Source organism: Corynebacterium sp. HMSC074H12 (assembly GCF_001813755.1).
GTDB classification, from domain to species: Bacteria; Actinomycetota; Actinomycetes; order Mycobacteriales; family Mycobacteriaceae; genus Corynebacterium; species Corynebacterium hiratae.
On sequence record NZ_KV813884.1, the window covers coordinates 38,659 to 52,327 of the forward strand.

Annotated in this window: 11 protein-coding genes; all 11 read right to left on the reverse strand. The window is 63.9% G+C overall.

Annotation, left to right across the window (positions count from 1 at the left end; all coding sequences use genetic code 11):
* Positions 1-188: 188 nt before the first annotated feature.
* On the reverse strand, positions 189-2,048 hold the full coding sequence (locus HMPREF2932_RS02630; RefSeq protein ID WP_049156932.1) for a FadD32-like long-chain-fatty-acid--AMP ligase: 1,860 nt from the start codon (positions 2,046-2,048) through the stop codon (positions 189-191).
* 125 nt (positions 2,049-2,173) lie between these two features.
* The gene (locus HMPREF2932_RS02635) at positions 2,174-3,106 is read right to left on the reverse strand and encodes a cutinase family protein (RefSeq protein ID WP_049156975.1); all 933 of its coding nucleotides are present in this window, start codon (positions 3,104-3,106) and stop codon (positions 2,174-2,176) included.
* A 66-nt stretch (positions 3,107-3,172) separates the two neighbouring features.
* Positions 3,173-3,691 carry a hypothetical protein gene (locus HMPREF2932_RS02640; protein WP_070754314.1) on the reverse strand — a complete coding sequence of 173 codons (519 nt, stop codon included), beginning with the start codon at positions 3,689-3,691 and terminating at the stop codon, positions 3,173-3,175.
* An 8-nt stretch (positions 3,692-3,699) separates the two neighbouring features.
* Positions 3,700-5,613 carry an alpha/beta hydrolase-fold protein gene (locus HMPREF2932_RS02645; RefSeq protein WP_371325917.1) on the reverse strand — a complete coding sequence of 638 codons (1,914 nt, stop codon included), beginning with the start codon at positions 5,611-5,613 and terminating at the stop codon, positions 3,700-3,702.
* 295 nt (positions 5,614-5,908) lie between these two features.
* The gene (locus tag HMPREF2932_RS02650; protein ID WP_175973789.1) at positions 5,909-6,940 is read right to left on the reverse strand and encodes an alpha/beta hydrolase; all 1,032 of its coding nucleotides are present in this window, start codon (positions 6,938-6,940) and stop codon (positions 5,909-5,911) included.
* Between the two features lie 144 nt (positions 6,941-7,084).
* Positions 7,085-8,830: an arabinofuranosyltransferase AftB family protein gene (locus HMPREF2932_RS02655; protein WP_071409541.1), complete on the reverse strand. Its 1,746-nt coding sequence runs from the start codon at positions 8,828-8,830 to the stop codon at positions 7,085-7,087.
* Between the two features lie 11 nt (positions 8,831-8,841).
* Positions 8,842-9,849 carry a decaprenyl-phosphate phosphoribosyltransferase gene (locus tag HMPREF2932_RS02660; protein WP_049156922.1) on the reverse strand — a complete coding sequence of 336 codons (1,008 nt, stop codon included), beginning with the start codon at positions 9,847-9,849 and terminating at the stop codon, positions 8,842-8,844.
* Positions 9,846-10,373 (reverse strand): phosphatase PAP2 family protein, encoded by a 528-nt coding sequence (locus HMPREF2932_RS02665; RefSeq protein WP_071409542.1) that lies wholly within the window; start codon positions 10,371-10,373, stop codon positions 9,846-9,848. The genes HMPREF2932_RS02660 and HMPREF2932_RS02665 overlap by 4 nt, the downstream gene beginning before the upstream one ends.
* Positions 10,363-12,315 carry a glycosyltransferase gene (locus HMPREF2932_RS02670; protein WP_071409543.1) on the reverse strand — a complete coding sequence of 651 codons (1,953 nt, stop codon included), beginning with the start codon at positions 12,313-12,315 and terminating at the stop codon, positions 10,363-10,365. Before HMPREF2932_RS02670 ends, HMPREF2932_RS02665 begins: the two co-directional genes overlap by 11 nt.
* Positions 12,316-12,722: 407 nt before the next feature.
* Positions 12,723-13,331: a three-helix bundle dimerization domain-containing protein gene (locus HMPREF2932_RS02675; RefSeq protein ID WP_071409544.1), complete on the reverse strand. Its 609-nt coding sequence runs from the start codon at positions 13,329-13,331 to the stop codon at positions 12,723-12,725.
* Positions 13,332-13,421: 90 nt separating this feature from the next.
* Positions 13,422-13,619 (reverse strand): hypothetical protein, encoded by a 198-nt coding sequence (locus tag HMPREF2932_RS02680; RefSeq protein WP_071409545.1) that lies wholly within the window; start codon positions 13,617-13,619, stop codon positions 13,422-13,424.
* Positions 13,620-13,669 lie beyond the last annotated feature (50 nt).

Below are 13,669 nucleotides of genomic sequence, written 5' to 3' on the forward strand. Positions count from 1 at the left end.
TAAAATTTTCTATCTATGCGGTCGATTTTGCGCAGCACAAAAGCGCGCACATCGATGCGTCTATAGGGGTTATCGGACGATTATCTCACTTTGTTAACTTAGGTCTCATAACCGACATACCCACAGGCAGCGGCAACCCCCGCCCCCACGGCTCACGCGGGGAACGGGGGTTGGAGGGTGCGGCGCCTTTAAGAGGCGAGGTAGCTCTTCTTGGCCACGCGGCGGGCAATCTTGCCCGAAGAGGTGCGCTTGATCTCGTTAGCGCCGAACCACTGGATGACGGCCGGGGTCACGCCGTGGTTCGCGGAGACCGCGGAGCGGATGACCTCGGATGCAGCGGCGTCATCGGCCGGGTTGGCGTCGTCGGCGCGCTCGATGAGCAGCACGAGCTCCTCGGTGCTGCCGCCTTCCACGGAGAAGGCCGCGATGGAGTCCGCGCGCACGTGGTCCGAGGCCTCCTGCACGGTGCCTTCAATGTCCTGCGGGTAGTGGTTGCGGCCAGCCACCACGATGAGGTCCTTGAGACGACCGGTGATGTACACCTGGTTATCCACGATGGCCGCCAGGTCACCGGTGGCCAGCCAGTTGTTGTCCTCCGGCGCGTTCGGCACGCGGGTGCCCTCCGCCAAACGCTCGCCGAGCGTGTTGTGGAAGGTAGAGGCAGTTTCTTCCGCGCGGTCCAAGTAGCCGGCGGCACGGTTCTCTCCATGCAGCCAGATCTCGCCCACGCGGCCATCCGGCAACTCGACCTTGGTCTCCGGATCCACGATAGTCAGGTGCTGAGCCACGACGCTCTGACCACAGGAGGCGTAGGCCACGGAGTCCGCGGACTTCTCCACGATGACCGCCTCACCCTGAGCCAAGCGCTCGCGGTCGAAGTGGGAAATGATCGGGCGCTCCGGGGTCTGCGGGGTGGTGACGATCAGCGAGGCCTCCGCCATGCCATAGGAGGGGCGCAGGGTCTCACGGCGCAGGCCGTACTCCTCCTTGCCAAAGACCTCCCAGAAGGAATTCACCGCGGACTCCGTGACCGGCTCCGAGCCGATCACGATGCCATCGACGTTGCTGAAGTCCAGCGTCTCCCCCGCCGCCGGAGCACCGTAGCGCGCGGCAAGCTCGAGGGCGAAGTTGGGAACCACGGCGTAGGTTCCCTGCAGCTGCTCATCGATGGGCTGACGCTTGAGCTGGTCAATCCAGCGCTTAGGCTGCTGGACGAAGTCACGCGGCGTCATGATCTCCAGGTTGACGCCCAGGATGGTCACGAAAACCGCCAGGATGATGCCCATGTCGTGGTGCATCGGCAGCCAGGAAACCACGCGGGCCGGCAGCTTAATCTGTACCGCGGTGAAGATCTGCAGCACGTTGGTCATGATGTTGCGGTTGGTCAGCAGCACGCCGGCCGGGGTGCGGGTGGAACCGGAGGTGTACTGCAGGAAGGCCGGCTGGTCCAGCGGCGCGGTCTGTAGCGCGGCAAGCGCAGCCTTGCCTTCCTCCGTCTCCAGCGGGTTGACCCAGCTCTGTGCCAGCGAATCCGGCAGGGAGTCGATGGAGATGATGCGCGGGCGCTCGGCCGCCGGGCGGTCCGAGAAGTACGCGCGGTTGGCGGCAGCGGACGTGTTGTTGGTCAGCACGATCGACGGGTTGGCATCCCCGAAGACCGCCCGCAGGTGATCGGTGTGGCCGGGCTCGTTCGGATCATAGAGCGGGATCGGGGTCATACCGGCGTACATCGCGCCCAGGAAGCCGAAGATGTACTCGGGGGAGTTGCCCGCCAGGATGGCCACGCGATCCCCCATCTTGCCCACCTGCTGCAGGCGCGCTGCTACCGCCTTGATGCGGGTATTGACCTGGGAGCGGGTGATATCGCGCGGGGTGCCCTCCGGATTATCGGTATAGACCCACTGGCGCATGACCGGGCGATCCGGGATTCCCGCCTGCTGCTCCGCGGCATAGACGTGTTCGGCGAGCCCCGCCAACGTGAGGTGAGGCGGCAGGGCGATGTTGCCCTTGTCGTCGAAGAACTGGCCGATCAAGGCTTTCAGGTCCATGTGGGAAAGCTCCTTCGTAGGGTAGAGAGGGGCGCGCACCCCTGCTTCACGTACTTTTGACATTGAAAATATCAGAAGGAGTGTGCCGAACGTTACATGGCGCGCGGGCGGGACGTCGTCAAGCGCTACTGCGCGTCGATGGTGTCCTTAGCCCACTGCGTGACCCACTGGTTGGTGGTGACCCCTTCGATAACGTCCGGATTGTAGGCATACAGTGCATGAACGCCGTTGGCGTCGATGAGGTCACGCGCTCGTTCGAGCCCGTTGCTCACGTCCAGGGGCGCATCACAAATAGAGTCATTCGGCGCACAGATTTGGAAAGTGCGGTCCGCCAACTCCCCAAAGCCATTGGCGCGCGCACCGCGCATGGTGGCGCCCGGGACGATGCCCTGAATCAAGGTCGACACCGGCTGCAGGGCAATCTCCGCGCCCACGCCGCCGACGTGCGCACCCGGGTTAATGCCCACGCCGTCCTGGCGCCGGCCGTCCGCAATGAGGGCCACACCCGCCACGCTCTCCGCGGGGATGGGTCCATTGCCGCCGCCGATGCGGTCCGCCACATCACCCGCGATGACCGCTCCCTGCGAAAATCCGCTCAGGATGAACTTCGTGTCCGGGCAGGTCTCGTGCATGTAGGTCAGCTCGCCCTCGAGGCGCGAGGTGCCTTCGTTGCGGGAATCGTCGTAGCTCATCTCGTGCTGCGCGTTGATGTTCTTAAACTGCGCGGTGTACGGCAGCGTCCACACCTTAACGTCCTCGGGGACGTAGGCCTCCTTCAGGGGATTCGTGATCGAGAGCATGAAGGAGTTCGGGTTCGCGCCCGGGTTGATCGGATCATCGTCCGCGGCGGATTCCCACGTTCCCGGCGCGGAGATGAATTCCACGCGCGGGCACCAGTCCGGCTGCTCGGGGGCCGTGTTGTCCTCCTCCTGGGAAGGGGCAGGCTCCGCAAGGTTTCCTTGTTCCCCTTCCTCACGGGTGTTGAGGAAGTGAACCGCTCCCCCGCCAATCAGGGCGAGGAGGACGACCACGGCAAGGACGGTCAGTGTGTTACGCATGGTTTTACGCATGAAGAAATTTCTACCTTGGAAAGGTGCGGGATTCCCTGGGGAATCCCTGCCACATTACTGAGCGCAGAGCGCGCGGCCCTGCTCGGTGATGAGCTGGACGAGTTCTTCGTGGCTGAGCTCGCTGCGGCCCTGCTCGATGAGCTGCCCGGCCACCGCGGGCACGGTGACGGTATCGCCCTGGCAGGAGGCTTGCGCGGCACCCACCAGCTGGTCCTCCACACCGTCAATGTTCACGCCCTTCTCAGCCACTGTGGCCAGGAAGTCCTGGTCCGGGCCCTGTTCAGGCGCGGGCGCGGGAATTTCGGAGATCTCGCGCGCGCCGCGGTCCTCCGGCTCGTCGCCTTGCGCTCGCTCACTCTGCTCGGAGGGCGACGCCGACGCTGAGCTGGACGACGCCTTGCTTGACGACGATTCACCGCTCGCCCCCGAGGAGCGCTCCAGCGGCGCCACCGATGTTTCGGTGGCCTCACCTTCCTCGACGGTGGCGGAACCGCAGCCGGTCAACAGCGCACCGGCGGCCAGCAACACGGCCGCGCCGGCTGTCGCAGCGGGACGGGCGGAGAAAAATCGCATAGCCGTCCCTACTTCTTATCCGCCTGAACCTGGCCCATGACCTTGCGGATAACACCGTGCTGGAAGGTCTGGGTCAGCCCGCCGGCCGGGATCGTCGCATAATCCTCGGTGGGCCAGCCGAACTCGCCCTGCTCGTAGCCGTGCTTTCCCCACTCATCGAAGATCTCTCCCTTGAGGATGTAGTGCGCGCCGGAGTCCATGGACCAGTAGATGTTGCCGTGCTCGAACTCCTGGAAGAAGCCGCCGTTGACGGCCTTCTCCTCACCCACCGGGAAGCCCAGCTCGGAGTCAGCAGCCTTCAGCTCCTTGTACTTCGCGCCGATAGCACCGTGCACGATGTGGAAGGAACCGTCTGGATTGCGGGTCAGTACGCCGTCCTCGAACTCCTGGACCTCGCCGTCGCCGACCTTGCGCGGCTCGGCTACCGGGTACTTGAGGTCGCCGCCCTCGAAGCCGTTCTTGCCCCAGGCGTCGAAGAAGTCCTTCGAGATAGGCCAGGCGCCGGTCTCCGGGGTCCAGTAGATGGAGCCATGCTCGAAGTGGACGTAGCGTCCGCGACCGTCGGGGGTCTTCTCCTCACCGGTCTTCGGGAAACCCAACCAGGAGGTCGGGCCACCGAGCTCGGAGTAGCGTGCGCCGATGCGGCCGATAACGGCGTGCGCACCAGTCTCCGGGGACCAGTAGGCAGTACCGGCCTGGAAGTCCTGGGCCTTGCCGCGCTCGGCGACGTCATACTCGTTGTTCACGCAGGAGCCGATGATGCCGGACTTGGTGGCCTCAGCGATGGCCCCAACCGGGGTGCAGTCCGCGCCACGGTCGCTCTTGTCCAAGCCGAGAGAATCGGCGATGTAGGGCCATGCCTCGGTCATCTCGAACTGCCAGTATTCCCAGCTGTGAACGCCGGTCGGGCGGAACTTCACGACCGGCTCGACGCCGACGCGCTTGGCGTAGTCAACGAAGGTCTGGGTGGACATGCGCGAGATTGCTTCTAGGCCCACGCCGGCCATGTTGGCCTGGCCCTTCGCCACGGAGCCGATTTGGCCGTAGTCGTCCTTGCCGTTGCCGGCGGAGACGTAGACCTTCATGTCCTTGAGGTTTTCAATACCCAGCTTCGGATCGTGATCGATCCAATCCTGGGAGTAGAGATCGCCCCACATGTTGGTGGAGGTGAATCCGCCGGCATCAGCCTGCGCGGCGGTAATGGCCTCCGGCATACCGGTGGTGGTGGTGTCGAGGTAACCCGAGAAAGAGCCAACATACTTGAAGGCCCAGGGGTTGCGCTCGGCCAGGTTCATGGCGGCGGTACCACCCATGGAGATACCGGTCACGGCGCGCTTGCCGTTGGAGCGGTAGCCCTTCTCCAGGATCGGGATGAGCTCCTTCATCAGGAAGGTCTCCCACATGTAGTGGGTGCCGTTGTCTTCCTTCTGCCAGTCGGAGTAGAAAGAGGACTCGCCGCCCACCGGCATGATGAGGTTGACGTTGCGGTCGGCGTACTGGGACAGGATGTTGGTCTCGATGGTCCAACCGGACTCATCGTCACGCGCGCGCAGGCCGTCGAGTGCCCAGACCTCCGGGAAGGTCTTGTCCGGGCTGGAGTACCAATCGCGCGCGAGCTGAATCTGCACGACCTGCTCCTTGTCCGGCATCGCAGCGGACTTAATGTAGACCTTGAGGTGGCGGTTGGTCAGATATTCCACGCGAGAGACGGACACGCCCTCCGGCAGGCCCTCGATCTTCGGGTACTCCGTCTCCACCGGAGTACGCTGCGGTGGGTTGGACGGGGCGAAAGAATCGGAGAAGTTAGAGCTTCCCAGCAGGTCGGTAATGCCCTCGCTCGAAGAGCTTGAGGACTGCGCGTTTGCGATAGGCAGCAACGCAAAGCCCACTGCCACGGCGGTGGGCAGCGCAGCGATGGTCAGGCCCTTGCGGGCTGCGGACGGGGAACGCAGGCCGGAATCCTTAGCGGACCGGCGAGGCTGAGATGACGCAGTGTTCGGCATTGAAGAGTCCTTTTAAGGGGTATATCGAGATAAGGGCACGCGGTGCCGCGAGCGAGCTCCGCAGGTTCCCCTCCTGCGGAACTCGCCGCCGCACGCGTGGTGAGCGGTCTAGTGTGTTCTCAAGTTTAAGTTTAACTTGAGACTTTCGGTAGGGGGACACGCCCAGCGGCGGGATGAAAAAGCCGCCACGCCCAAGGGCACGGCGGCTAGCTAGTTACCAGGCGTTCATAACGTTGAGCACCTGCGGCTTGGAGCGTTCCAGCTGGTAACCGAACTGCTCCCAGTTGTGCAGGCCCTGGGCCGGGTAATCCGTCTGCAGGCGAACACCCATCGCCCGAGCCTTGAGCTCCCACAGGCGGGTGGTGCCGTTGGCGAAGGCTTCCAACGCCATGCCCGACGCGATGTGCTGCGGCAAGTAGCGTTGTTGATCCAGCGGCCCCGGAACACCGGAAGCGGCGGACACGTAAACATCCGTTCCGTTTGCAGCCAGATCCGGGATCAGGTTGAAGGGGTCATTGCTGAAGCGCTTCGGGTTGATGACGGAGCCGTACATGGCGTTGATGTTGAAGCCGCCGGCGTCGAGAAGCGCCAGGCGCATAAAGGTCTGAGCTCCCGGCAACGTCGTGGTGAGGTAGCCAGAGTAGGACAGCGCCTGGCGGAACTGCTCCGGGTGCTTGCCGGCGAGGGTGATCGCCGCGGTAGCGCCCATGGACAGGCCAGCAATGGAGTTATTGTTGCGGGCCACGCCGAAGTTGCCCTCAAGGTAAGCCGGCAACTCCTGCGTCAGGAAGGTCTCCCACTGGTAGTTGACCGGCTTGACCAGGTCATAGGTAGCCGGACCATTCCAGTCCGCATAGAAGGAGCCAGCGCCGCCCACCGGCATCACCAGGGTGATGTTGTGGTCCACGTAGGTGCGCGCGGCGTTGACGTCATGGATCCACGCGTTGGTGGAATCGGTCGCGCGCAGACCATCGAGCAGGTAGAGGCCCGCGTTGCCGCCGTTCTTGGCAGGCTGGATCTGCACCGGGATGTTTCGGCCCATCGCCTGGGACCACACATCGCAGCGCTGCACCCAGAAGCCAACGCGATCCCACTCGCAGGTGCCGGTGGCGTCCGCGCGCAGCCAGTCACGGTGAGCTGCGGATGCTTCTTGGGTGCCGGCGGTCACGACCAGGCCCAAGGCCACGGCGATAGCGGCCACCACTGAGAGGACCCGAGTCCGCAGGCCAGAGCTTAGTGAACTCATGTTTCTCCTTAACATTTTTACTGCCATTACTACATCGCCAACACGCCAGCGATAGTTACGGATCAATAACGAGAATCTTTTGTAGCGTAACGCACCCTGGCAATTTTTGCCTCCCCGTGGGGGTATTTGCCAGCCCGCCCCAAGCTAGTGGGCAGGGTAATCGGCCGGATCGGCAGAAAACATGAGGGTGCGCCCCGTGGTCAAAGAGAAGGCCAAATTCGCGCGGAAGCGCTCCCACGTCAGGGGCTCGCTGTAGGAGGCAACAAGCTCTTGCACCTCTGGCGTCGCCAGCGCCGCCCGCGCCTGCCGAGTCTTCTCCTTGTCATACCACGGCGGGAGGTACTCGATGTCCGCGCCGGTCAGCGCCGCCTGCCACTCCAGTTCGAGGTGCTTGTCGTGGCCCACGCGCCCGCCTTCCTCACGAGGCATGCGCGCGGCCAGCGGGGTGGCCAGGCCGATGGTGTCGAGCACCCGCACGTTGAGCGGCGCGTTCATTGAGGTCATGCCCAAGTTCACCAGGTAGACCGTCGGTGGCTCCTCCGCGCCCGGCTCGCGCGGGACGGTGAGCCAATTGAGCTGGTCCTTCTCCTTGTCCTCTACATAGATAACACCCAGCGCATCGCCGTCCGCCAACTTTTCGGTGGCTTCCCCGTATCCGCGCATGAACTTCATCGTCATGTAGTCCCGTGCCGAACGCGGCGGGTAACCCGCCTCGCGGTTCGTGGCGTAGGTCCAGAAGTCGCGCTCGTCCACGATGGACAGCGGCTGCTCGTAGGCCTCCCAGTCCGTCGGGTGCCCGCGCAGCACGACCGCCACGGCCCACACCGCGCAGAAGGCCGCCGCGAGCCCAGACACCAGGCCTCTCAGCGGCAGCACGAAGACCGGCAGGAGGGCGGCAAACAGCGGCAACAGCAACATGCGGCCGTGCATGAAGTCGCCGCCGACGCGCAGCACGTACACCACATGCACCGCCGCCGCACCGACCAGCAGATAAGTGACGGTCGTGGAGCTTCGCAGGGCTGCCGGGCGCAGGCGGGCACGGAAGGTCCACAGCGCGGCACCCGCCAGCACGAGAACGGGCAGGTACAGGGCATACGGCCCAACGAAGTCACCCACGTAGTCCAGGCCGCTGCCCCACGCGCTTGACGACGCCGACTTGGCCACCGCCGTGTGCGGCGTCAACAGGCCGTAATAGCCCATGCGGAAGAATTGGTAACCCGCCGGGATGGGCAAAGCCGCGCCAAGAATGCCGAGCCAGACTTTCCAGTTGCGGTGCGCTGCCAAAAGCAGGAGGCCGGCAAGGCCGCCGTAGAGCGCGAATTCCGGGCGCACGAGCCAGGACAATCCCGCCCACAGCGCCAGCCAGTAGGCGCTGGCGTTATCGCGAGACTGCGCCCAGTGCTGGAGCAACGCCCACAGGGCGGCGAGGTAGAAGATGGACAGGCCCCACTCGAGTCCGGAGGTAAAGAAATCACGGGCAGGCGGCAGCGCGAGGTAGACCAGCGCGCCCGCGGGCGCCAGAAGCGGAGTGGCGAGTTGGCCCGAGCGGAAGAAGGCCCGGGCTGTGGCCCACGCCCCCAACATCATGGCCGCGACCGCCAGAAGCAATCCCAGGTTGACGGCGATGGACTCCAGCGGGGCGTTGGTGACCCAGCGGGCAAGCAGGATGAGGTACTGCCACAGCGTCGAGGTATTGGCCTCCACGCGCTCGCCCGCGTTGAAAACGGGGCCGTTGCCCTCCTCTAGGTTGCGCACGGTACGCAAAACGATGAGGCCGTCGTCGGAAATCCAGCGGCGCGCAAAGCCGCCCCAAAACGAGAAAACTCCGATCACGATGACCGAGGCCAGCGCGCTGAGCGCCGCCGCGGTACGTGATTCGGATTTTCGCATGAGGAGAGAGTCTAGCCCATCATGACCGGCATGATGTACACCGCCATGGCAATACAGGCCAGCCACAGCAGGGCCAGGATCTGCAGGACGCGGTCCTCCAGGGCAATCTCATCCGGGGCACCGCCGTTGCCACGGTCCACGTCGGCGGCATAGCGCAGGATGGCGATGGTAAACGGCACCATGGACACCTGGTACCACACGCTGGCCGGGCCATCAGACTCGTTGGAGAGCTGGAAACCCCACAGCGAGTAGGACATGACCACGGCGGTGGCGGCCAAAGTCCACACGAAGCGCAGGTAGGTAGGCGTATAGCCCTCCAAGGACTTACGGATCTTGGCGCCCGTGCGCTCCGCCAGAAGGATCTCCGAGTAGCGCTTGCCCGAGGCCATGAACAGCGAACCAAAAGCGGCCACCAACAGGAACCACTGGGAGAGCACGATGCCCGCGGCCACACCACCGGCCATGGTGCGCAGCATGAATCCGGAGGACACCAGGGCAATATCAATCACCGGCATGTGCTTCCATCCGAAGCAATAGCCCAGCTGCAGGCCGATGTAGATGGCCATGACGATGGCGAGCTGCAGGCCCGCGGTGGCCAAGAAGGACAGTCCAATCGAACCGATGATGAGCACCGCGGCCATGGCATAAGCCAAGCTCACCGGAAGCACGCCCGCCGCGATGGGGCGGAAGCGCTTCGTCGGGTGCGCGCGGTCAGCCTCCACGTCGCGGGCATCGTTGATGAGATAGATGGAGGATGCGCCCATGCAGAAGACGATGAAGGCGAGGAGGACGTCGAGAAGCACGCGCGTGTGGAACAGCGAATCCGCGCCCGCGGCCGCAGGGGCGGCGAGAACGAGGACGTTCTTGACCCACTGCTTGGGGCGCAACGCCTTCACCATGCCATCGGCGAGGTTTTTCGGCGGCTTGCGCTTGCGGCCGGTATCGATGCCGGAGGTGTGCGGCTCAGAGTGGAAGACTCTCTGCTCACCGTCGTCGACGCGGTTAGGACGTTCGCTCATGCGGTCTTCCTTTCATAGCGATGGCATGCTTCCGCGGTGGCGGCTCCCAGCAGGGCGCCGATCGCCGTATCGGATGGGTAATGTACCCCGAGCACCATACGCGAGGCCATCATGACCGGCACACCAACGAGCGGTGCCGGGGTTCCCAGAACGTAAGCGGCGCCCACGAGGAACGCGCTTGTCGACGTCGCGTGCGAAGAAGGAAAGGACAGCTTAGAAGGGGTTTTCACACCGACTTTGACGTAGTCATAGTCCGGGCGCTTGCGCCGCACAATGCGCTTGATCACAACGCTGGCCGCGTGCGCCGTGAAAGCACCCGCACCGACGGCTACCCACTGGCGGCGGCGCGCCGGCTTCTGGTAATTCACGGCGGCGCCTAAGCCGGAGAGCGCCAGCCAGCCCAGGGCGTGCTCGCCGAAGTGGCTTAAACCCCGCGCGGTGGGCAGAACACCGGGCGCATCAAAGGCCGCGTCCTGAATCTTTTCAAGGACGTGGGATTCGGCGACAGAAAGCTTATTGGGCATCGAAGACCTTTCGCCAGGACTCGCGGGAGGTCAGCTCCGGCAGGGCCGCGCGGTACTCGGCGCGCAGGTCATCGAAGTTATCCTCGATTTCCTTGAGCAGCTCGCGGGTGGACTTCACCAGCTCGAGGGCCAGCTCGCGGTCGCGCTTGCGGAAGGCCACGCCGGTGCCACCCGCGGTAGAGACGGTGGCGGAATCGACGCGGGAGAGCGTGAACCAGCGGGCCTCCTCCGGGGTGAGGTTGAGCTGCGGCGCTTCATGGTGCGCTGGATCTTCCTTGGTGACCAAGTGCTTGGCGGACTTGATGAGCCACGGGATCTTCTTGATCTTGCCCAGGCGGCCACCGACATTGCGGGTCGGCACGCCCGGCGCGCCGGTGGGCGCGGGTAGTTGGTCCGCCGAATCGATAATGACAGCATCCGGGAATTCCTTACGGATTGCGGCGATGCGCGGCAACGAGGACTCCAAGATGTCGAAGAGCTGATCCGGGCCGGCCAGGAAGTCCTTCATAGCCTCCAACTGGATGGCCATGGTGGAGTACTCCATGCACATGGTGTGCTTGAGGGTGGACTTAAAGATCGACTTGGTAATCCCGCGCGCATCACCCTCGTGGTAGAGGGCCGCCACGATGAGGCGGTTGCGCAAGTGGAAGTAGGCCTGCCAGTCGATGGCATCGTCCTTATCCGCCCACGCCATGTGCCAGATGGCCGCGCCCGGCCAGGTCACCGTGGGGAAACCGTGGGCGGCAGCACGCAGGGAGTATTCGGTGTCGTCCCACTTGATAAACAGCGGTAGCGGCTGCCCGATGCTTTCCGCGACGACGCGCGGGAAGAGGCACATCCACCAGCCGTTGTATTCCACGTCGACGCGGCGGTGCAGCGCGCGGGAGTCATACTTCTTCGGGTCGAGGCGGGACTGCGTATCACCGATGGCGCGCAGCGGGTACTTGGCAAAGTCGTGGTCGTAGACGGCGTGCTCGGCCGCGCCCCACATGAAGTCGGCGCGGTTCACGCGCTCACCGGTGGTGCGCAGCTGGGAGCGCTCCTGCAGGTTGAGCATCTGTCCGCCCACGATGAAGGGCTTGGCGGCATAACGCGCTGCTTGGACCGCACGAAGAATGGAATCCGGCTCGATGGCAATGTCATCATCCATGTAGAGGATGTAGGGCGAGTCGGTATTCTCCAGCGCCTCGAACATGATGCGGGAATACCCACCCGAGCCGCCCAGGTTGCCCTGGCGGAATTCGCGGAAGCGCTCACCAAAGTGCGCCACGGCCTCGTCATAGCCTGGCTCGTCCGCCGGGTGCTGGTTGCCCTGGTCCGGCATGAGAACGTAGTCAATGATGCCGTCCACCACCGGGTCCTCCGCCAGCGCCTGCAGCGCCGCGACGGCGTCGGTGGGGCGGTTGAAGGTCGGAATACCCACGGCCACACGCTTCTCCTGCGCCGGGTACTCGCTGCCGTCCGGCAGGAGCTGCGGGTTCGGGGCGTGCGGGGCGCACCAGGAGGCGTCGGCAAGCACGGTGTCCTCAACGGCTGAGGCATCGAACCACAGCAGGCCGCCGTCCTCGAAGTTCTTCAGGGGCAGCTCAAACTCGTGGTGGCCGGTGGTCACCACGTGGTTGGCCACGGCGATGCGCTGGCCGTCCTGCTTGGATCGGTACAGGGAGATGTTGGCCTCACCCTCGACGTCCATGACCAGCACGATGGACTTCAGCTGGGACCAGCGGCGCCAGTAGGCGGCCGGGAAGGCGTTGAAGTAGGTCTCGAAGGAGGCCTCTTCGCCGGCCGGGATGGTCACGGAAGTGCGGCCACTCCAGCTGAGGCGCTCGCGGTTTTGCTCGGACTCGATGAGGTAGAGCATGCGGACGTCGACCGGCTCGCCACGCTTGGGCAGCAGGATGCGCTGTACGGGTTCGTACGCAGCAGAATTGTTGGCAGTCACGATATCTTCGGTTCTCCACACAGATTTCGACAGTATTCAGAACCCCAGATTAGTGGTTAAGCACTGCTGCACTGAGTTCCCACGCGGCTGTTCTTACGTGACTCCTCGTCCGCATCCGCGCGCCCTAATCTACTGCAACGTCCACGTCAGCCGAGCTTTGCGCAAGAACGGTGCGCCTTGGCGAAAGGTTTCACACCAGAGGCTGGTGGAACCCTTTACGTCCTGGTGCGCCAGATCCCCAGACTTGGAACCCGAAACCTCCAGTTCACTGCTCAACTAGGCCACAGTGCTTGACGACGCCGACCTGCATGTTTCGGGTTCTAGGTCTGGGGAAATGCTTATGGCACTGGAATGCTCGACCCAACTAGTGTCAGATCAACTAGTGTCAGATCACAGCTCTCGGGGATTTAGGCCGTCACCGGCGCATCCTCCGAGATGGGCTCGATGCCCAGGCGGTTGAGCATGTAGAGCACGCGGGCACCGAGGTCATCGGCCAGCTCGCGGGTCTCCTCGACGGTTTCCGCCGTGGCGATGTCCCAAATCTTGACGTCCTTGCCAGCTTCATCGCGCGGGACCTCGCGGCCGAGGTACACGATGTAATCCGGGATCGTCACCAAGCGCAGGTCCTCGACGTAGCGGTCCGGGTGCTCCGCCATGCCGCGCTCCTGGAGCACGTGGGCCATGTGGGAGTCCGGGTCGTTTTCGGGGTGGGCTACGGCGGCGTCGACCAGCAGGGCCTCGCCAGCGTACTTCTTCGTCAGCGCCACGGCGGCCTGTGCCAGGGCGTGGTCGGTGCCCGCGGAGAAACGCACGTGGATGCGGTGGGTGCCGAAGTGCTCGCGCACCTCACGCTCCACCATCACGGGAACGAATTCATCTAAGGTCGCACCAGCTTCGTGACGCTCAATGGTGGCATCGAGGAAGGAGTCAATCTCCTGCGCGGTGTACTCGTGGCCATAATCTGCGTGCAAGTCGTGGCGCAACGTATCGAAACGGCGGGCGTTCGGGGAAGTCATCTCTAAACTCACTTTCTGTTCGCCTATTGTTAACTTACTGTTAACCTTAAGTGATTGTTGGCCAGACCACAAGTTTTTATTTTCTTTGGTCTAGTTCCATACGCTGGCGAAACCTCCCCGTAAACGGCCAAAGGCCCGCCGGGTGTTCCGGCAGGCCTTCTTGGATTGTTCCTTCTTCTTATCGGGAATGCGCGTTGCGCGACTGCGCAGCTTGAGGTGTTCCTCGAGCCGCTCCGGGGACATCTTCCACATGCTGCGGTCTGCGCGCTTCTTCTTGCGCTGAGCCATGCCGTCACCTCCTTCCATCGAGGTGTTTCAGCATAGCGCGCCACGCTACG

What these genes read in the sequence shown, in the direction of transcription:
- HMPREF2932_RS02640 (WP_070754314.1), bottom strand. Translation starts at nt 3,691, where the DNA reads ATGCGATTTTTCTCCGCCCGTCCCGCTGCGACAGCCGGCGCGGCCGTG.
- HMPREF2932_RS02630 (WP_049156932.1), bottom strand. Translation starts at nt 2,048, where the DNA reads ATGGACCTGAAAGCCTTGATCGGCCAGTTCTTCGACGACAAGGGCAAC.
- HMPREF2932_RS02680 (WP_071409545.1), bottom strand. Translation starts at nt 13,619, where the DNA reads ATGGCTCAGCGCAAGAAGAAGCGCGCAGACCGCAGCATGTGGAAGATG.
- HMPREF2932_RS02665 (WP_071409542.1), bottom strand. Translation starts at nt 10,373, where the DNA reads ATGCCCAATAAGCTTTCTGTCGCCGAATCCCACGTCCTTGAAAAGATT.
- HMPREF2932_RS02675 (WP_071409544.1), bottom strand. Translation starts at nt 13,331, where the DNA reads ATGACTTCCCCGAACGCCCGCCGTTTCGATACGTTGCGCCACGACTTG.
- HMPREF2932_RS02655 (WP_071409541.1), bottom strand. Translation starts at nt 8,830, where the DNA reads ATGCGAAAATCCGAATCACGTACCGCGGCGGCGCTCAGCGCGCTGGCC.
- HMPREF2932_RS02635 (WP_049156975.1), bottom strand. Translation starts at nt 3,106, where the DNA reads ATGCGTAACACACTGACCGTCCTTGCCGTGGTCGTCCTCCTCGCCCTG.
- HMPREF2932_RS02650 (WP_175973789.1), bottom strand. Translation starts at nt 6,940, where the DNA reads ATGAGTTCACTAAGCTCTGGCCTGCGGACTCGGGTCCTCTCAGTGGTG.
- HMPREF2932_RS02660 (WP_049156922.1), bottom strand. Translation starts at nt 9,849, where the DNA reads ATGAGCGAACGTCCTAACCGCGTCGACGACGGTGAGCAGAGAGTCTTC.